The sequence below is a fragment of the Sphingomonas echinoides genome, from assembly GCF_029623395.1.
GTDB classification, from domain to species: domain Bacteria; phylum Pseudomonadota; class Alphaproteobacteria; order Sphingomonadales; family Sphingomonadaceae; genus Sphingomonas; species Sphingomonas echinoides_A.
Window position 1 is genome coordinate 13,310 of sequence record NZ_JAPYKK010000013.1, and the last position, 18,776, is coordinate 32,085.

Consider the following 18,776-nt stretch of genomic DNA (forward strand, 5'->3'; position numbering starts at 1 on the left):
GGTCGAAGCACAGCACTTACCGCTTGGTTACGGCGCGCTGCAGCGGGCTGCTTCGCATGACGCCGTTAGGGCCAAGATAACCCGTCGCCGGGCGGACCACCGCCCCGCCGACCGACACTTCCGCCACATCGAGCAGATCGTCCGTCAGCTCGGGCGCATCGTCCGCTGGCTCAAGCCAACCGGGATCGGAATCTCGCGCGCTCTCGGTCATTGGCCTTTCTTATCACAAGGAGCCGTCGTCCGCGCGGGGGAAGCAACGCCAAGACTTCCCGACGCATGCCCTCCCACCCCCGCCGTCACCATGAACTCGTTTCAGGGTCCACCGCTCCACAGGGGCGGTCCGAGCGTGTTGCGCCGTGGATGCTGAAACAAGTTCAGCATGACGGAAGAAGGGAGATCAGCGCCGTCTCGGCGAAGCGCGCGCGCGCCCCGCGTGGGGTCGCGCTTGGCCGGGTCGAAGCTGACCTCCACCTGCCCTTCATGGAACTCCGAAAAGGCGAGAGTCAGCCGACTGCGCACCCTTCGCCTCAGAAGCTCCCTCCCGGATCAGCGCCCCGCCATCGCCGCTGTCCTACACGCCCCCGAAAGCCTAAGCTCCCGCCCGCTCTTTGACACCACCGCGCCCCAAGATTTCGCCCGCACCACCGGGCGATCCGCACCCCGCGTCCGCCCGACGCGCTACCCTTCCACAGCGCCCGCCGCCCCCGTCGCCAGCACCGACCGCCGCCGCGAATAGCCGAAGTACAGCGCCGCCGCCCCGCCCAGCCACACTGCGAACAGCAGGTACGTGTCCTTCGGCAACCCCGCGATCAGATACAGGCAGAAAGCGGCGCTCGCGATCGGCAGAACAGGGTAGAAGGGCACGCGGTAGCCGCGCGGCAGGTCCGGGCGGCTGCGGCGGAGCAGGATCACGCCGATCGACACCGAGGCGAAGGCGATCAGCGTCCCCATGCTCGTCAGGTTGACCAGCACGTCGAGCGGCACCAGGGCTGCGAGCAGCGCGACCCCACCCGCGACGACCCAGGTGTTCTGCCTAGGCACCTGCCGCACCGGGTCGACCCGGCGGAAGAAGGCGGGGAGCAGCCCGTCGCGGCTCATCGCGTACAGGATCCGCGTCTGGCCGTAGAGCACCACCAGCGTGACGCTGAAGATCGACGCGATCGCGCCGAGCGACAGCGCGAGCGCGGGCCACGCCGCCCCGGTCAGAGTGTGGAGGATCACCGCGAGCCCCGCCTCCTGCCCCTTGAACGCGGTCCACGGCTGCGCGCCGACCGCGGCGACCGAGACGAGGATATAGGCGGCGGTGACGATCAGCAGCGACAGGATGATCGCGAGCGGCAGATTGCGGCGCGGATTGTCGACCTCCTCGCCCGCGGTCGAGACCGCGTCGATCCCGATGTAGGAGAAAAAGATCGACGACGCCGCCGATCCGATCCCGATCAGCCCGCGTGGCGCGAAGGGGTGGTAATTATCGACTGAAAAGTGTGCAAAAGCGACGCAAACGAACAGCAAAAGCACCGCAATCTTGAGCAAAACGAGCACGGAATTGACTGTTGTCGACTCCTTTGCGCCACGCAGCAGCAGCGTCAGGCACAGTCCGACCAGCACGACCGCGGGCAGATTGACCACCCCGCCCGCCCCCGGCGGCCGCGCGATCGCATCGGGAATTCTCCAGCCGGTGGTGAGGCTTAGCGCCTCGTTGCAATATTGCCCCCACCCCACCGCAATCGCCGAGGCCGACACGCCATATTCGAGCAACAGGCACGCGCCGATCAGGAAAGCGGCAAATTCTCCCATCGTTGCATAGGCATAGGAGTAAGAAGACCCCGCCACCGGCACCGCCGACGCGAGCTCAGCATAGCAAAGCGCGGTCAGCGCAGCGGTAATCCCGGCGATCACGAACGACACGCTCACCGCCGGCCCCGCCTCGGGCACCGCGGTGTTGAGCGCGACGAAGATCCCCGTCCCGATCGTCGCGCCGACGCCGAGCATGGTCAGCTGGAACAGCCCGAACTTGCGCCCGAGGCCGTGGCTATGCCCTTCTCCGGCCACGATAAAGTCGGCGACGGGCTTGCAGCGGAACAGCGTCGTCCACAGCGATGGGTTGGTCAAGGCGGCGGTCCTTCATGCCCGGGCTGGGATGCCCAAGCCGCTCGCATAGAAGCGTTTTCCCCGCCGCGAAAGCGCAGCCGCTACCCCCGCTTCGCCGCGATATAGCGGTTCACCTGCTCGTCGAGCACGTCGAGCGGCAACGCCCCTTGGCTCAGCACCGCCTCATGAAAATCGCGGATATCGAAGCGCGGCCCCAGCGCCTTCTCCGCGCGCTTCCGCAGCTCGGAGATTTTTAGCTGGCCGATCATGTAGCTAGTCGCCTGCCCCGGCCAGTTGAAATAGCGATCGACCTCGCGCGCGATGTCCTTGTCCGCCACCGAACTGTTCGCCTTGAAGTACGCGATCGCCTGTTCGCGGGTCCAGCGCTTGGAATGGATTCCCGTATCGAGCACCAGGCGGATCGCCCGCCACACCTGGAGCGACAGCATCCCGAACCGCGCATACGGGTCCTTATAGACCCCCATCTCGTCCGCAAGTCGTTCAGAATACAGCCCCCATCCCTCGCCATAGGCGCCGTAGAAGCCGAACTTGCGGAACTTCGGCAAGCCCGTCAGCTCCTGCTGCCGCGCGAGCTGGAAGTGATGCCCCGGCGCGCCCTCATGCGCCGCGATCCCGGCGACCTGCACCTTCTGCGTCTGGTTCATGTCGACCAGATTGACGTAATAAATCCCCGGCCGCGACCCATCTGCCGAGGGCGGGTTGTAGAAGGCGGTCGACGCAGTCCCCTCGCGCCACTTTTCGACCGCGCGCACTTCGAGCGGGATCTTGGGCAAAATGCTGAAGTAGCGCGGCGCGACTTTCATCACCGATGCGATCACGGCGCGCGCATCGGCAAGATAGGTTTCGCGCCCTTCCGCGGTGTTGGGATATTTGAACCGGGGTTCGGTGCGGATGTACGCGAAGAACTGTTCGAGCGTCCCCTTGAAGCCGACCTTGCGCTTAACCGTCTCCATCTCCTGCCTAATTGCCGCGACCTGGCGCAGGCCGAGGGTATGGATCTCGTCCGCGGTCAGGTTGGTCGTGGTCGAACTTTTCAGCTGATCGGCATAATAGGCCGCGCCATCGGGCAAGCTCCACGCACCGAAATTGCCCTTGGACAGCGGCTCGATCGCGTCGAGCGATGCGAAAAGCGTGTCATACCCCTTGCGAAACGGCCCAGTCAGCGCCGCAGTCGCGTCGGCAATCAGTTTCGTCTTGGTCTCGGCGGGCGCATCGAGCGCGCCGACCTTCTTGCGGAAGTCGGCGAGCAGCGTGGAATCGGGCCCGCTGTCGAACGGCGCTCCGGTGATGACCGCACGCGCATCCGCCCGCGCAGGCGCGAAGTTGACCTTGTTGGGAATGATCCCGGCGGCCGCCTGCGCGCGCATCGTCGCCGACACTTCGCGCATCACGCGCTCGGTCTCGCGCAGCCGGGCGATGTACGCCTGCGCGTCGGCGACCGTATCGACCTTGTGGTTGTTGATCAGCAAGACGGGGATGTCGCCCGCCGGGCTGCCATTGGTCGAGACAGGAAAGCGCAACTTGCGGAATTGGAACGACTCCCGCCCCCGCGCGACCTGATATTCGAACAGGCGATAGCTGACCCGCGCGCTCTCGCCGAATTGATCGGGGCGGAAACGGGCGTGGAGGTCCTGCAACTGCCGTTCGGATAGCGCCTGCGCGCGCACCGCGGCCGCGTCGGTATAATCGTCGAGGCGATCGTAATGCGTCTTGAGACCGAGCTGTGTCAGCGATTCCGGGCTGAGATCGAGTTGCGCGTCATACGCCTGGTCGAGGAATTGCAGCAGCGCCGCGTCCTGCGCCTGCGTCGCCGCCGGGGCCTGTACCGGACTGGGCGCTTGCGCCTGGATCAGTGGAGCGGCGGACAACAGCATGACTGCAAGGGCAAGACGCATCGAGATTTTCTCCTGAGGACGCGCCTTGTCGCGCGCCGGTGATCGCGGCGCAATCGGCCAACACCGATGCCACTGGCGTTGGACGCCCCTTAAAGCATCGTGCGTTCGACTGCCTTGCGCCAGCCGGCGATGAGGTCGGTCCGCAGGCCGTCGTCCATCGTCGGCACGAAACGGCGCTCGCACGACCAGGTGCTGGCGATCGCATCGAGATTTTCCCAAACGCCCGTGGCGAGCCCAGCCAGGAAGGCCGCACCCAGCGCGGTCGTTTCCACGCCGACCGGGCGTTCGACCGGTGCGACCAGCACGTCGGACAGGAACTGGCACAGCCAGTCGTTGACCGCCATGCCGCCATCGACGCGCAAAGCTGGTGAATCCGGGTGCGCGTCCGCGCGCATCGCCTCAATCAGGTCGCGCGTCTGATAGGCGACTGATTCGAGCGCGGCGCGCGCCAGATGCGCCTCGGTCGCATCGAGCGTGAGCCCGCAGATGAGACCGCGCGCATCCGGATCCCAATGCGGCGCCCCCATGCCGACGAAGGCGGGCACCATGTAGACACCGTGGTTGTTCTGCACCCGCAGCGCCATGTCATGCGTGTCGGACGCGCGCGTGATGATCCTGAGCCCGTCCCGCAGCCATTTGACCGCGGCCCCGGCGACGAAGATCGCCCCCTCCAGCGCATAGGTCGGCACCCCGTCGAGCCGGTACGCCGTGGTCGTCAGCATCCGGCTCTTCGATCGGATCGGCTCGGTACCGATGTTCATCAGCGCGAAGCAGCCGGTGCCATAGGTCGATTTGGTCATCCCCGGCTCGAAACACGCCTGGCCGAACAACGCCGCCTGCTGGTCGCCCGCCATCCCGCCGATCGGGATCGCGCGCCCGAGGATCGACGGGTCCATTTCCCCGAAGATGTGCGCATTGTCGAACACGTCGGGCAGCAACGGCGCCGGGATGCGGAACAGCCGGAGCAATTCGTCGTCCCATCGCTGCGCCGCGATGTCGAACAGCAAGGTGCGCGATGCGTTGGTGGGGTCGGTCGCATGCACCTTTCCGCGCGTGAGCCGCGACAGCAGGAACGTGTCGATCGTCCCGAATGCCAGATCGCCGCGCTCCGCAGCATCGCGCGCGCCCGAAACATTGTCGAGGATCCACGCGAGCTTTGTCGCGGAGAAATAAGGATCGATCAACAAACCCGTCTTTTCGGTCACCATCGCCTCGGCCCCGTCGGCCTTCAGCTTCGCGCAGACGTCGGAGGTACGCCGATCCTGCCACACGATCGCGCGGTGGACCGGCGTGCCGGTCTTGCGATCCCACAGCGCGACGGTCTCGCGCTGGTTGGTGATACCGAGCGCCGCAATGTCGGCAACGTCGATCCCTGCCTTGGCGACCGCCTCTCGCAGCATCGCGACCGAATCGCGCCAGATATCCTCGAGATCATGCTCGACCCAGCCGAGCGCGGGATAATGCTGCGCGAACTCGCGCTGCGACACGGCGATCGGGGTCGCGGTCGAATCGAACACGATGCAGCGCGTCGAGGTCGTGCCCTGATCGAGCGCGACGATATAGGGGGCCGTCATGCGATGCTCTCCATGGCTCGTTCGTATCAGTGTGGTTGGTCCATCCGGGTCCAGGCCGGATCCGGCACTAGCGTGGCGGCGACCTGTCGCGACGGAAGGAACGGGCGGATCAACCACTGGTAGACACTGGCGCCCGCAACGCCGCCGCAGAACGGACCCGCGATCGGCACCCACCAGTAATTGAGCGGTGCGGGAAAGGCGGCGGATCCCCATCCCGTGAAATAGCAGAACAGCCGCGGACCAAAATCACGCGCCGGGTTGATCGGCCAGGCTTCGAGATAGCCCCCGGCGCCCCCGATCATCGCGACAAGCAAGCCAATGATGAGCGCACTTGAATCCGCGCGCGGCGCTTGGGTGTTATATTCCTCCGTCACTGCGAAGATGCCCAGGACGAGGATACCGGTCAGCACGATCTCGTTGAAGAACGCGCGCACCGGAGTGATACCGTCTCCGGGATGCGTGAAGAACACGCCAGCGGCACCGCCCGCCTCGCGCGTCAGGCCGTGAGACTGGTTGAAGCTGTCGATCACCGGCCCGTACATCATGTAGACAAGCGCCGCACCGATGATCGCGCCGATCACTTGCGCCACCCAATAGGGCACGATCTTGCGTTTCGGAAAATCACGATAGATCGCGAGGGCCAGCGTGACCGCGGGATTGGCATGCGTGCCGGACACGGCTCCGGTGACGTAGATCGCGATCGTGACCGCCAGCCCCCAGGTGATGCAGACGCCCCAATACGCCGTCTTGTAGGGGCTCGGATCGTACAAGGTGAACATCGCCGCGGCCGAGTTGCCGATGGTGATGATGATCGCAACCGCGATGCATTCCGAGATCAACTCGCCGATAAAGGCCTTTGTCACAGCCATTGTCCCCTCCCAAGGACCTGCTGTGTCGCTGCATATCGCCGCGCCGTCAATCGCATCCGGCCCGGCGCGGTGAAATGGCGTTCGTCCTCTGGGGACCAGCGCCGGGCTGGTTCGCATTCGTTTCAATGTCGCACCATGCTGGACGTCGTATTGCGAGCGTCATCGACGCCCCCGACACTGGCGTTCCATTCTCCCCCGAGACGATCGAAATCGCCCCCCCTAAGTAATTTCCGACGCTGATATCAGACTGCACCCTCGCCTATTTCACAAATGCCGATCCAGTCGAAGGCATTCGATTGGACGACCATAACCGCATTTCGCGAAGGATGCGGGATCAGCAGCGTGCGGACCGATGGAGGCATTTGTGAATAATGATGTCGCCGGGAGGAGCTCCGAAATTCGCGTTAGAAAGGCTGTATTTTCATGACCTATCAAAGCGTCAATCCGTTCGACGGCAAGCTCGTCCAGACGTTCGAAGATCTCGAAGACGCCGAGGTCGAACGCAAGATCGCTGCGGCGCATGCGTGTTTCCAGACGTGGCGCAACACGTCCTTTGTGGACCGCGCGAGGATCATCGCGAAGGCTGGCGAAATCCTCCATACCCGCGCCGACGCGTTGGCCCGGATCATGACCGGCGAGATGGGCAAACGCATCGGCGAAGCGCGCGGCGAGGTCGAATTCAGCGCGCGGATCATGGCCTATTATGCCGCGAACGCGGAACGCTTCCTCGCCCCGGTCAAGCTTCATCCCACCAATGGCGAAGCGCATATGGAGAGTAGCCCGATCGGTGTGATCTTCTGCGTCGAGCCGTGGAATTTCCCCTATTACCAGCTCGCCCGCGTCGCCGGGCCGCACCTGATGGCGGGCAACACGATGGTCGTGAAACATGCCGCGATCGTACCGCAGTGCGCGATCGCGTTCGAACAGGTGCTGATCGAAGCGGGCGCGCCGGTCGGACTCTATACCAATCTGCTTATCAGCCATGCCCAGTCCGATACCGTCGTCGATGACCTTCGGATCAGGGGCGTCGCGCTGACCGGGAGCGTCGGGGCGGGGCGCAGCGTTGCAGCGCGCGCGGGCAAAAACCTCAAGAGCTCGTCGATGGAGCTTGGCGGCAGCGACGCCTTCATCGTGCTGGAGGATGCCGATCTCGACGTGACGATTCCGTGGGCGGTGTGGGGCCGGATGTATAATACCGGCCAGACCTGTTGCGCGGCCAAGCGCTTCATCGTGGTCGAAAGCATGGCCGACGCGTTCCTCGAACGGTTCACGGCGGCGCTCGCCGCGCTCGAGGCAGGCGATCCGCTGGACGAGAAGACGACGCTCGGTCCGCTGTCGACCGAGCAGGCGCTGCTCGATCTGGTCCGCCAGGTGGACGGCGCGGTCGCGCACGGTGCCAAGCTGGCGCTGGGCGGCAGACGGATCGATCGTCCCGGGTCGTACATGGCACCGACCATCCTGACCGATATTGCACCGGACAACCCTGCGTTCCGGGAAGAATTCTTCGGGCCGGTCGCATCGTTCTTCCGCGTGAAGGACGAGGAGGCCGCGATCGCGCTGGCCAATGATTCAGACTTCGGCCTCGGCGGATCGGTGTGGACCAAGGATGTCGCACGCGGTCGGCGGGTCGCTAGCCGGATCGAAACCGGGATGATGTTCATCAACAATCTCGACTGGACCGACGCCGAACTGCCCTTCGGCGGGATCAAGGATTCCGGTTACGGGCGCGAGCTGGGCGACATGGGCATCCAGCAGTTCGTCAACAAAAAGCTGGTCCGCACGCACGACGTCAAGGCGCCTGCCTGACCGCCCCCGCAGGACACCTTCCCCTTCGACCGTCAGCGCCGCCGGAAGGCGACCGAGGTCCTCCCGTTCTGGAAAGAGATGCTATGATCGCCAAGACCATGCACGCCGCCGTCGTCACCGCCTTCGGCAAGCCGCTGGAGCTGCAGGAATGCCCGGTCGCCATGCCCGGACCCGGCCAGATCCTGGTCAAGACCGAAGCCTGCGGTGTCTGCCACACCGATCTCCACGCCGCCAAAGGCGACTGGCCGGTCAAGCCCAACCCGCCGTTTATCCCTGGGCATGAGGCGATCGGCATCGTCGTGGCGCTCGGCGACGGAGTCACGATCGTCAAGGAAGGCGACCGGGTCGGCGTGCCGTGGCTCTATTCCGCCTGCGGTCACTGCGAGTATTGCCTGTCGGCGTGGGAGACGGTCTGCGCCGAGGCGCTGTTTGGCGGCTACACCAAGAACGGCGGCTTTGCCGAATATGTACTGGCGGACCCGAACTACGTCGCGCACATCCCCAAGGGACTGAGCGCGACCGAAGCCGCACCGCTCATCTGCGCGGGCATCACGACCTACAAGGGCCTCAAGGAAACCGAAGCCAAGCCGGGCGAGTGGGTCGCGATTTCGGGCTGTGGCGGGCTCGGTCATCTTGCCATCCAATATGCCAAAGTCATGGGTCTCAACGTCTGTGCGGTCGATATCGACGACGGCAAGCTCGATCATGCGCGGCGGCTCGGTGCGGACCTTGTGGTCAACGCTAAAACCCAGGATCCCACCGCGATGCTCGCCGACGCGATCGGCGGCGGGGCGCACGGCGTATTGATCACCGCGCCGTCGATCACCGCCTTCAAGCAGGGCATCGCGATGACGCGCAAGCGCGGCACGTGCGTGTTGGTCGGCCTGCCACCGGGCGAGTTTCCGACGCCGTTGTTCGACGTGGTCGCCAATTGCATCACGGTTCGCGGATCGTTCGTCGGGACGCGCAAGGACATGGCCGAATGCCTGCAATTCGCCGCCGACGGCAAGGTCAAGGCGGACATCGAATTGCAACCGCTCGCCGCGATCAACACCGTCTTCGACCGGCTTGAAAAGGGCGACGTCCCTTCGCGCGTTGTCCTCGACTTCCGCGGCGGCTGACCCGCCCAACGAGACAGCGACACTCTGAAAAGGCATTTTACATGAGCACCCATATTTTCGTCGGTGGCGGCATTGCCTCGGTCGCCGGTGCCGTCATCCTGATCCGGGACGGTAACGTTGCCGGCAAGGATATCGTGATCCTTGAGGAAAGCCATCATATGGGCGGCGCGTTCGACGCGCACGGCAACCCCGAAACCGGCTACTTCATGAGCGGCAGCCGCATGTTCGAGGCGATGTACCGATGCACTTTCGATCTGTTCGGCTCGATCCCCTCGGCAACCGACCCGACGATTTCGGTGACCGAAGAAACCAAGCGCGCCGCTGCCAGGATTCCGTGGGACGCCAAGACCCGCTTGGTCAACCGCGACGGCAGCATTCCGGACGCGCATACCATGGGGTTTACCGAACATGACCGGATCAACCTCGTCACACTGATCGGCGAACCCGAAGGACTGCTCGACGGCAAGCGCATAACGGATTGTTTCACGCCCCATTTCTTCGAAACGAATTTCTGGCTGGAATGGTGCACGTTGTTCGCGTTTGAACCCTGGCACAGCGCCATAGAGTTCCGCCGGTATCTCCGCCGCTTCGTTCACCATTTCTCGACGATCGACGTGCAGCACGACATCTACCGCACCGCGTACAACCAATATGACAGCATGATCGCCCCCGCGATGACATGGCTGGCGGCGCACGGCGTACAGGTCCGCCACGGCGTGCGCGTCGAGGATCTTGGTTTCGCCGCGGGCGGCGACGCGATCACCGTTACGAGCATCGCGACGCTCGGTGCGGACGGCCCTGGGGCAATTGCGATCGCTCCAGGCGATCGGGTATATGTCACGAACGGATCGATGACCGCGGACAAAACCTTCGGATCAATGACCGCTGCACCAGGGATCGACACGAGCAACCATTCAGGCGCGTGGAATTTATGGGAGAAACTTGCGGAAGGGCGGCCCGCCTTCGGCAACCCTGCTGTGTTCAATGGCGATATAGCCGAAAGCGCCTGGATCTCGTTCACTGTCACGGTGCGCGATCCGCTCTTTCTGGAGTTGATGGAACGGTTCAGCGGCGGACCGGCTGGTACTGCAGGGCTAATCACGTTCAAGCAATCGAGCTGGTTGCTCACATTGTCGATCTATCATCAGCCGTTCTTTCCGAACCAGCCCAAAGACGTCGCAGTGTGGTGGGGGTATGGCCTCTTCCACGATCGCCCGGGAGATTTCGTGAAGAAGCCTATGGCTGACTGCAGCGGTGCGGAGATTTTGGAAGAAGTGCTCGGCCATCTCCGTTTCGCCGCCACGGACAGTGCCGCAGTGCTTGCGGCGTCGATCTGCATTCCCTGCGCGATGCCCTATATCACCAGCCAGTTTAGGGTCCGCAAGGCGGGCGACCGGCCATTGGTCGTGCCGGAAGGATCGACCAATCTGGCATTCATTGGGCAATATGCCGAGCAACCGGATGATGTCGTTTTCACCGTCGAATATTCTATCCGCAGCGCAATGACCGCGGTCTACACCCTCCTCGGCCTCGATAGGGCTCCACCCCCGGTATACAAAGGTTTGCATAGTCCACAGGTCATTGTGGACGCGATCCGGACGTTGCATCGGTAACGGCACCCGTTAGAGGCACCGTGCTATCCGCAATAACGCGGTACCTCTTACGGCGCCCGAAATAGACTGGTGCCGTTTCTTCGAGACCTCTCGTCATCTCGCATTTCGGCAAAGCTGGTGTCGACGTAGGGCATCGCTATAGACGGACATCGGACGGTTGGAGGTTCAGATCGAAGCATGGGCCGCAAGCATTCAAGACATGAGCCCTATGGCGATGAGGACCGTGCGGCAGAGGACGCGCCCGCGGCGGCGACCATCTGCTGGCTGTGCGGCCGGCCGACGGGCAAGACCATCGTCTGGCACCATCCCGTACCCAAAAGCCGCGGCGGGCGGGACGTCGTTCCGATGCATGCGATCTGCCAACAGACGCTGACGGCAAATTTCACCAACGCCGAACTCCAGCGCGCCGGGATGGACGTGGAAACCCTGTTGGCGAACCCCAACGTGCGCAAGTTCGTCGACTGGGTGGCGAAAAAGGACCCGGACTTCACCGCGACCATCGCCAAGAAGCAGCGATGAGCGACGCTGCGAAACCGTGGGACGCGGCACTGGTGCGGCAATGGCTGGAAAGTCGGTTCGACGCGGCCAAGCTAGATCAGGCCGCCGCGGACCGGCGCGGCTACGACGCGCAGGACGATTACGACAAGGCGGCCGCCGAGGAATGGGTCTGCCGCACGCTGAAAGCCGATCTTTGCGTGAACGACCAGGCCGCACTGGCGGCCCGAGTTAAACAGCTGATCGCACAGGACGAATACCGCATGACCGGCATTTACGACGACGTGCGCTTCGAACGCAACGTTCGCGGAACGCTCCGCAAGATCGCGAAGATGACCAAGAGCAACAGTGGCTTCGACAACCGGCTGCGCTACCAATAAGCGCTGTCGGCGAAACCGTTCCTAGCGCCGTCGTTTGGGATAGACCGGTGCGACCACATTCTCGGACGCCAGCTGCCGCCACCGATCGAACCGCTCTACGGTAAGCGTCCCGTCCGCGATCCCTGCCTGCACCGCGCAGCCAGGTTCCCCGCCATGCGCGCAGTTCGAGAAACGGCAGTCCTGTGCCGCGAGGATGAAGTCGTCGAATACCTCGGCGATGCCATCCCCCGCGTCAGCCAGTTGCAGCGCGCGCATTCCGGGCGTGTCGAGCAGCCACCCGCCCAGCTCCAGCCGGTGCATTTCGCGGACCGTGGTGGTGTGGCGGCCGGTATCGTCACTGGCGCGGATCGCCTGGGTGGCGATGCTGTCCGAACCACGCAAAGTGTTGACGAGCGTCGATTTCCCAACGCCGGACGACCCGAGCAGCGCGACCGTCTGGCCAATGCCGCAATAGGCGGCGAGCCGCGCCGCGTCGGCGGGTTCACGACCGTTGACGGTTTCCACGCGCAGTCCGGGCTCGATCGCCCGGGCCGCCGCCGCATATTCTTCCGGGGTTTCGGTCAGGTCGGTCTTGGTGAGCACCACGACCGGTGCCACGCCGACTTCACGTGCCAGCACAAGATAGCGTTCCAGGCGCGCAACGCTGAAATCCTGGTTGCACGAGGCGACGATGAACACGGTGTCGATATTCGACGCAATCATCTGCTCCTTGCGCGGGTCACCCGGCGCACGTCGTTTGAACAGGTTCATTCGCCGTAGCACGCGGACGGGATCCGACGTAGCGTCATCGACCAGTACCCAGTCGCCGACCGTCGGGTGATCGTCGGACGGCAGGGCGCCAGCGATATAGGGCGTGATCGAACGCTGTCCGACCGCGTCAGCAACGACGATCTTGCCGCGGTGGACCGCCATCACTCGGACGGGATGACAGAGTTCTGCTTCCGCATCCGAAACTTGCTCGCTGAAAAACCGAGTCCAGCCGAGCACCTCCAAAGTCTCATCCATCGATTTCATATCGCAGCGGCAGCATCTTTCTCGCTAACCCGTAAAGCGGGGTTGGGGCGTGGGGGAAGTGGTAGTCTCCGCTACCACGGTAGGCCATCAGATCCTACCAAGCTCGTACGCTGTCCGACGCGACTGTCCGTCGTTTGCAATCGCGCAGTCTCGTATTCCTCTAGGATCGATGCGGAACGGTAGCGCTGCAGCGGGCATGCTCATGCGGTGAATTACGCGATCGAGTGCCGCTCCAGATGCTCAAGGGGAAAGATGTTTCTTGAAGCCGCCCCCGCTCCGTTTTGCTCGACGCTGCAATGCACGACGTATGGACAACACAAGTTTGACAATCAAAACAGCCCATTAGGCAAGCCCGACCATTCGTTAGTATGATAATTATTAATTAAATTGCGAAAAATAGCTTTAGCGCGTTACTGCTTCTATCACTGCGTACCCAAGCGTATTTTTTGGAAAAACCATGCGCTACCGTGACGCTTTGAAATTTAGCCACAATCGAAATTCAGTTTCTTTTACGAAGAGGGAAAACCCCCTCGATGAAAATGGCGTTTTGCAAAACAGTGTCTCGCTTCTTTTACTTTTAGAAATATTCTACAGCATTCTGGTATTGCTCAGCGGTTTTACTGATAGAATAGATATCGAATTTTTAGCTCGCTACGATTCTTTGGCACACCCCCTAGCAACGCTCGGTTACGCTGCGATGTCTGCAGCGCTTTTATCAGAAATACGATCTAGGCATCAGATTTCTAACGTTTTTGTTATCGCAACAGTAGCCGTACTGGTCCTGATCGCCATCGAAGATAGCACCGGCATCTCGGTCCGCATCGATCCAGGGAAGTTCCCGGAAGCGGTCGCGACAGTCGAAGCCAGTCCCGGTGGCGGACCCTATATCGTGACCGTTGCACCATTAATCTTATTGGCCATCGCCACTGCAATGGCTTGGCGCCGGGGTCGGCGCGCGACACAAATCGTCATCACGACGGCCAGCATCGTCCTGGGCATCTCTATCCTTGCCGTTTGCATTTCCGTCCTGGGAAGCGTTCGAACCGATCCCGTGGCGGTCCGCTTCCTGCCCTCCGTACCGGCTGCCGTTCAGGCGAGTTTCCTGGCGATCGCGCTCTTGCTGTGGCGGGGAAGATTCGGATGGTCGGATCTGCTCAGTCTGGACTCGGCGCAGGCGGGAACAATGCGACGCGTGTTCCCGTACGTCATCCTGATTCCTGCCTTGACGGCGCTTGTCGAAATTACGCTCGATCATAGTGGAACCGTACCGCCAATCGTGCTCGATATTGCGGGCGCGGCTGTCAATATCTTCGTACTGGCGCTTTTGATCTTCTGGTCGATGTCTCGCATCTCGGCGGAGCATGAAGCCCTTGCCGAAATCACCCACGCCATGGCCTCTGCCCCCATCGCACTGACGTCGCTGACTGGCGAGATTCTTCATTGGTCGCGGGGTTGCGAGGAATTATATGGCTGGTCCGGCGAGGACATGATCGGTCGCTGGAAATACGAAGCGTTGCAATCGGTCGATACAAAACGCGCCTCTTCACTTCGCCCGGAAGATCAGCACGACGCGGAGCGGGAACTCGTCGAGCGTCGCCGCGACGGATCGGCCGTTCATGTCATCGAGCGGGTTCGGCGCGTTTGCGTTCCAGGACGCGCGCCGATCTGGGTCCAGTCGATGACCGACATATCGGCGCGCGTTGCGGTCGAAGCTGCGCTATTCAAGAGCGAGACGAACTTGAATCTGGCGTTAAGCGCACACGAAATAGGGGCATTCGACTGGGAAATGGCGTCAGGAAAAGTCACTTTTTCGCCCGGCGCGGAACAGCGGCTCGGCTTCAACCCAGGTGAAATCGAAACGCTGGCGGGGTGGGCAGCACGGGTCGATCCCATCGACATGGCCGCAATGTCCGAAACGATCGCCAGCGCTGCCAGGACTCATGAGGAGCGAGTCAGCTTCCACTACCAAATCCATATCCCAAATGGAGGGGTCCGCGCGATCGAGGGGTCCTCTCGCTGCCTGTATGATAATGACGGTCGCTTGGAACGGACGATCGGCGTCCTGCTCGATGTGACCGATCGCGACGAGCGCGAAAAGGCCCTGCGCGCGCAGGAAGACCAGCTTCGCTCGGTGCTGGAAACCGTCCCCTCGCCCATGGTGATCTTCGACGCGGCCGGGACGATAAAGGCCTTCAGCGCCTCTGCCGAACGCATGTTCGGCTATCCCGCCGGAGAAGCAATCGGCCTCAATGTCGAGATGCTGACGTCAAGTTCGCTGGGCGATCAGCAGGAAGGCCTGATCTCTCGCTATCTGGCCACGGGAGAAAAACCCATCCTAGGCGAACCGCGCGTGCTGTGGGTGCTGCGGCGTGATGGGACCCCGGTACCGGTTGAACTGTGGCTCGGGGAATCTCAAGGTGGGCAGCAGCACCTGTTCACCGGCTTCTGCAAGGATCTTTCGGAGCGGTACGCGGCCGAGGAAGACATGTCGGATATGCGCGACGAGCTGCTCCATATATCGCGCGTGAGTGCGATGGGCGAAATGGCGACCGGCCTCGCTCATGAATTGAACCAACCGCTGGCCGCCGCCGTCTACTTCCTGGCATCGGCTGATCTGCTGCTCGCTGATTCCGCCAATATCGAACGCGCGCAGGCGTTCATCCGGATGGCCAGCGAGCAGGCGCTCCGGGCTGGCGAGATCATCCGACGCATGCGGACTTTCATGAGCAAGGAAGATGTCGATGCGCAGATGGTCGATGCCAACGCGATCATCGAGGATGCGGTTTCTTTGACACTGGCCGCCGGCAGGACATTCGGCATCCGGTTTCAATACGAACTCGATCCCGCAGCGACGACTGTCCTCGCGGATCGCGTGCAAACGCAACAGGTTCTCGTCAACCTGTTGCGCAATGCCATCGAGGCGCTGGCTAAATCACCCATAGGCCAGCGCATCATCACGATCACTACCGCTCTGGTGGATCCGGACATGGTCGAGTTCAGTGTCGCCGACACTGGCCCGGGCATGAGCGCGGCAGTGCTTGATCGCCTGTATATGCCGTTCGTTTCGACCAAGGGCGGCGATGGCATGGGCGTCGGCTTGTCAATCTCCCGTCGCATCGTCGAGGCGCATCGCGGCACTTTTAGCGCGGAAAACCAGGCCGGCGGTGGTGCAATCTTTCGATTCACGCTTCCAAGAATAAGCCAACACAGCAGGGACGATGCATGACGACACGTAGCATATACATTGTCGACGATGACGATTCCGTCCGTGCCGGGCTGCAAGGCCTTCTGTCGATGCAATCCGACGTCCTGCTTCTTCCTTATCGCTCGGGTGACGCCTTTCTGGCCGACATCGACACGATGCAGCCCGGGTGTATCCTGCTGGACTATAATATGCCGGGTACCGATGGCCTGGGTGTCCTACGCCAGATCCAGCATCTGAAACCGAAATTCGGGGCAATCATTTTGACGGGCCAAGGAGCGACCGCGATCGCGGTACAGGCCTGGAAGCTGGGTGCGCTCGACTTTCTCGAGAAGCCGTGTGATCCGACCGTCCTGCTCGATGTGGTCAAAAGTGCGTTTGCGACGTTGGAGCACGATCAGCACTCGGTTGCGCTGGTCCAGACCGCACAAGCGTCTATTGCGAAACTGACGACCCGAGAGAAAGAGGTCCTCGCCCGACTGGTCGAAGGCTGCGCCAACAAGGTCATTGGCCATGAACTCGACATCAGCCCACGCACGGTAGAAATCCACCGCGCCAACATGATGGACAAGCTCGGCGTGCGCAGCCTTTCGGAAGCGCTGCGGATCGCTTTCTCAGCGGGCCTTATTCCTGCCGACTGAGGAAGTTGACGGGTTTCGCCTGCCACTGCCGAATAAGGTCGGGAACGGCCCAAACCGCTTGGTCGCGTCCGACAATGGCAATACCGTCGGCTTCACACGTGCCGTGGGGCATCTGGCCGAACGGCATGGCATCGACGATGATGATCAGTTCGCTGGACCAACATTGATCACGGAGTGTCTCCGCCCATTCCCAAGGCTGGGTTGCAATGAGCACTTCACCAATGACGAGAATCGCAGCCCGTCGCACCGCTTCACTCAAGGCTGGATCACGATGATCTGCACAAATGATAGGCATCTCGCCAATCATTGCGAGTTGAGCCGACAACAAGCTGCGCAAACCCAAATCACCCATCGCAAGGATCAGTGGTCGCCGAGGATGTTTCAAAAAACGATTTTCATCAAACGGTCCATTTGCGGAGATTTTCTATTTAACCGGCCTCAGACCGTCCCTAAGGGAAAGTACATAAGCGGTTGAAGGTATCAGGCTGGGCAGTGCTGTGTCTTCCTGGGGGGCATCCAGCACCCGTCCTAGAATTCGGTGGCAAGATCGAAATAGGCATAGTGCGTGCTTCCGGTCGAAGGAGCATTCGAGGCCTGATGCAGGAACCGCCCCTTCGCGAGCAGCGCAACGCCGGTATCCATGCGGAGCCGCTTAGGCACGACCCAATAGCGCACCCGCCCCTCGATCTGAACACCGGCATGCCGGCCTGATTGGCCGCTTCGATCGCGCACCCCGGTCGAGGAGAAACTATCGTTAGCGCTGTCCAGCCATAGTTCGCGTAGCATCACGAAACTGTCCAGTCGGCGCGACGGCTTGGCCTCCAGTCTGATGCCTGGCGACACAAGGTTGCTCCGCCCGATCGGGCCGTAAAGGTCGACCGGCCCGAAATCGGCACGGCGCGCGCCGAACAAGGCATCGAAACGGCCATATTCACCCGGCGCGCCGCGGTCACCGCTCGCGCGATCGAAATGGAGCGAGACGCGCGGACTCCAGCCTATAACGAACGTTCGGCCGAACTCGGCGTGTACGAAATAGGCCGACACGGAGAGATCACTGCGGTCGGTGGTGGCAATGGTCGCTCGCGCCTTCCCAAATTGATAAGCGCCCTCAACATCGACATCGAACTGGCCGCCAGGGATACGCAGCAATCGCCCCCCGACCGTGATCAGACGACGATTGCGCGTACTCAAATTTGGAGAGTCCCGCTCGGCCAGCCGGTAGCCGTACAGCTCGCCGCTGACATCATGCAGGAGTCGCCCCTTGACGTAGCTTGCCCCAAAGAATTGCTGATCGGTGCTTTCCCGGTCCCAGCGGATCGCATTGTCGTGGATCGCGACGGTTTCGGTTGGCAGCCTCGTTTGGGGCATTGACCAGAACGCGACCAAACGATCCTTTCCCGCCCCATGCCAGTCGAAGTTGAGCCCGGTATAGGAATTGACGGTATTGGGAAAATCGGTGCGGCCCACGAGACGGCTCGACCCGATATCGAGCGTGAAGCGCCCCCCGGTGAGCGCCGCCTTCGATTCAAGTCCGAAACGACCGTCCATCCCAACCGCCACGAACGCCTGCGCCAGTTCGACCGCATCGACTTCCGTACTACTTGTAGAAGACGTGTTTTTCTCACCGTAACCGCGGGCATCGATGATTTCCCCGCCGATGCGGATCGGACCACGCTTGTAAGCAGCGAATAATGTCGTTCGCATTGACCACAGGAAGTCCGAAGTGGCGCGCGCCGGTCGGAACTGACCGTCGATCGCCTCGACGCGGGACCGGACGGATCCACTTATCTCCAGGCTGGCAGGTGCACCAAGGGCGGTCAACAACGGGCCGGGCGCGGTGGGTTTGGCCGCACAAGGCACTGCCCATACCATGCCAGCTGTAGCGAGCAGCCAAACGGACCGGCGACAGCGCATTGGCTCATAGTGCGCAATCCGAAATTGGAACATCTCTTGGTCGCCTCGATACAATGGACACAGTCCATTATAGGACGAGCATGAACGCATTCGATGCGTCCACATTTTAGTCCTTGACATTCGTCCGCATGCTACCAGCC

15 protein-coding genes are annotated in these 18,776 nt (G+C 62.2%); 7 read left to right on the forward strand and 8 right to left on the reverse strand.

Annotation, left to right across the window (positions count from 1 at the left end; all coding sequences use genetic code 11):
• Positions 1 to 16: 16 nt before the first annotated feature.
• The 5 genes from QBJ92_RS09745 to QBJ92_RS09765 form a co-directional block, all read right to left on the reverse strand.
• On the reverse strand, positions 17 to 211 hold the full coding sequence (locus tag QBJ92_RS09745) for a hypothetical protein (protein WP_277969497.1): 195 nt from the start codon (positions 209 to 211) through the stop codon (positions 17 to 19).
• 467 nt (positions 212 to 678) lie between these two features.
• Positions 679 to 2,112, reverse strand: coding sequence for an APC family permease (locus QBJ92_RS09750; protein ID WP_277969498.1), 1,434 nt, complete (start codon positions 2,110 to 2,112; stop codon positions 679 to 681).
• Between the two features lie 80 nt (positions 2,113 to 2,192).
• Complete coding sequence (locus QBJ92_RS09755) at positions 2,193 to 4,007, reverse strand: DUF885 domain-containing protein (RefSeq protein WP_277969499.1); 1,815 nt, start codon at positions 4,005 to 4,007, stop codon at positions 2,193 to 2,195.
• Positions 4,008 to 4,096: 89 nt separating this feature from the next.
• Entirely contained in the window at positions 4,097 to 5,581 is a 1,485-nt protein-coding gene (glpK, locus tag QBJ92_RS09760) for a glycerol kinase GlpK (RefSeq protein ID WP_277969500.1), read from the reverse strand.
• A gap of 26 nt (positions 5,582 to 5,607) precedes the next feature.
• Positions 5,608 to 6,450, reverse strand: a complete 843-nt coding sequence (locus tag QBJ92_RS09765) for an MIP/aquaporin family protein (RefSeq protein WP_277969501.1) — start codon at positions 6,448 to 6,450, stop codon at positions 5,608 to 5,610.
• A gap of 423 nt (positions 6,451 to 6,873) precedes the next feature.
• Here QBJ92_RS09765 and QBJ92_RS09770 point away from each other — a divergent pair, with 423 nt between their 5' ends.
• From QBJ92_RS09770 to QBJ92_RS09790, 5 genes are all read left to right on the forward strand, one after another.
• Positions 6,874 to 8,256, forward strand: a complete 1,383-nt coding sequence (locus QBJ92_RS09770; RefSeq protein ID WP_277969502.1) for an NAD-dependent succinate-semialdehyde dehydrogenase — start codon at positions 6,874 to 6,876, stop codon at positions 8,254 to 8,256.
• An 86-nt stretch (positions 8,257 to 8,342) separates the two neighbouring features.
• On the forward strand, positions 8,343 to 9,377 hold the full coding sequence (locus tag QBJ92_RS09775; protein ID WP_277969586.1) for a zinc-dependent alcohol dehydrogenase: 1,035 nt from the start codon (positions 8,343 to 8,345) through the stop codon (positions 9,375 to 9,377).
• Positions 9,374 to 10,990: an oleate hydratase gene (locus tag QBJ92_RS09780; RefSeq protein WP_277969587.1), complete on the forward strand. Its 1,617-nt coding sequence runs from the start codon at positions 9,374 to 9,376 to the stop codon at positions 10,988 to 10,990. The genes QBJ92_RS09775 and QBJ92_RS09780 overlap by 4 nt, the downstream gene beginning before the upstream one ends.
• Positions 10,991 to 11,167: 177 nt before the next feature.
• Positions 11,168 to 11,509, forward strand: coding sequence for a hypothetical protein (locus QBJ92_RS09785; protein ID WP_277969503.1), 342 nt, complete (start codon positions 11,168 to 11,170; stop codon positions 11,507 to 11,509).
• Positions 11,506 to 11,865 (forward strand): hypothetical protein, encoded by a 360-nt coding sequence (locus QBJ92_RS09790; protein WP_277969504.1) that lies wholly within the window; start codon positions 11,506 to 11,508, stop codon positions 11,863 to 11,865. The genes QBJ92_RS09785 and QBJ92_RS09790 overlap by 4 nt, the downstream gene beginning before the upstream one ends.
• A gap of 21 nt (positions 11,866 to 11,886) precedes the next feature.
• Here QBJ92_RS09790 and rsgA read toward each other — a convergent pair whose 3' ends face one another.
• Complete coding sequence (gene rsgA / locus QBJ92_RS09795) at positions 11,887 to 12,870, reverse strand: ribosome small subunit-dependent GTPase A (RefSeq protein ID WP_347342790.1); 984 nt, start codon at positions 12,868 to 12,870, stop codon at positions 11,887 to 11,889.
• Between the two features lie 466 nt (positions 12,871 to 13,336).
• Here rsgA and QBJ92_RS09800 point away from each other — a divergent pair, with 466 nt between their 5' ends.
• Both QBJ92_RS09800 and QBJ92_RS09805 read left to right on the forward strand, forming a co-directional pair.
• Entirely contained in the window at positions 13,337 to 16,105 is a 2,769-nt protein-coding gene (locus QBJ92_RS09800) for a PAS domain S-box protein (RefSeq protein WP_277969506.1), read from the forward strand.
• The gene (locus QBJ92_RS09805; protein ID WP_277969507.1) at positions 16,102 to 16,722 is read left to right on the forward strand and encodes a response regulator transcription factor; all 621 of its coding nucleotides are present in this window, start codon (positions 16,102 to 16,104) and stop codon (positions 16,720 to 16,722) included. The genes QBJ92_RS09800 and QBJ92_RS09805 overlap by 4 nt, the downstream gene beginning before the upstream one ends.
• Here QBJ92_RS09805 and QBJ92_RS09810 read toward each other — a convergent pair.
• Positions 16,706 to 17,074 carry a hypothetical protein gene (locus tag QBJ92_RS09810; RefSeq protein WP_277969508.1) on the reverse strand — a complete coding sequence of 123 codons (369 nt, stop codon included), beginning with the start codon at positions 17,072 to 17,074 and terminating at the stop codon, positions 16,706 to 16,708. The two genes, QBJ92_RS09805 and QBJ92_RS09810, sit on opposite strands and share 17 nt — an antisense overlap.
• A gap of 176 nt (positions 17,075 to 17,250) precedes the next feature.
• Positions 17,251 to 18,690 (reverse strand): alginate export family protein, encoded by a 1,440-nt coding sequence (locus tag QBJ92_RS09815; RefSeq protein WP_277969509.1) that lies wholly within the window; start codon positions 18,688 to 18,690, stop codon positions 17,251 to 17,253.
• Between the last annotated feature and the right edge of the window lie 86 nt (positions 18,691 to 18,776).

Excerpts from the sequence above, each read along its gene's own strand:
- QBJ92_RS09745 (WP_277969497.1), bottom strand. The coding sequence starts at position 211 with ATGACCGAGAGCGCGCGAGATTCCGATCCCGGTTGGCTTGAGCCAGCG.
- QBJ92_RS09755 (WP_277969499.1), bottom strand. The coding sequence starts at position 4,007 with ATGCGTCTTGCCCTTGCAGTCATGCTGTTGTCCGCCGCTCCACTGATC.
- glpK (WP_277969500.1), bottom strand. The coding sequence starts at position 5,581 with ATGACGGCCCCCTATATCGTCGCGCTCGATCAGGGCACGACCTCGACG.
- QBJ92_RS09765 (WP_277969501.1), bottom strand. The coding sequence starts at position 6,450 with ATGGCTGTGACAAAGGCCTTTATCGGCGAGTTGATCTCGGAATGCATC.
- QBJ92_RS09770 (WP_277969502.1), top strand. The coding sequence starts at position 6,874 with ATGACCTATCAAAGCGTCAATCCGTTCGACGGCAAGCTCGTCCAGACG.
- QBJ92_RS09785 (WP_277969503.1), top strand. The coding sequence starts at position 11,168 with ATGGGCCGCAAGCATTCAAGACATGAGCCCTATGGCGATGAGGACCGT.
- QBJ92_RS09790 (WP_277969504.1), top strand. The coding sequence starts at position 11,506 with ATGAGCGACGCTGCGAAACCGTGGGACGCGGCACTGGTGCGGCAATGG.
- rsgA (WP_347342790.1), bottom strand. The coding sequence starts at position 12,870 with ATGGATGAGACTTTGGAGGTGCTCGGCTGGACTCGGTTTTTCAGCGAG.
- QBJ92_RS09800 (WP_277969506.1), top strand. The coding sequence starts at position 13,337 with ATGCGCTACCGTGACGCTTTGAAATTTAGCCACAATCGAAATTCAGTT.
- QBJ92_RS09805 (WP_277969507.1), top strand. The coding sequence starts at position 16,102 with ATGACGACACGTAGCATATACATTGTCGACGATGACGATTCCGTCCGT.
- QBJ92_RS09810 (WP_277969508.1), bottom strand. The coding sequence starts at position 17,074 with ATGGGTGATTTGGGTTTGCGCAGCTTGTTGTCGGCTCAACTCGCAATG.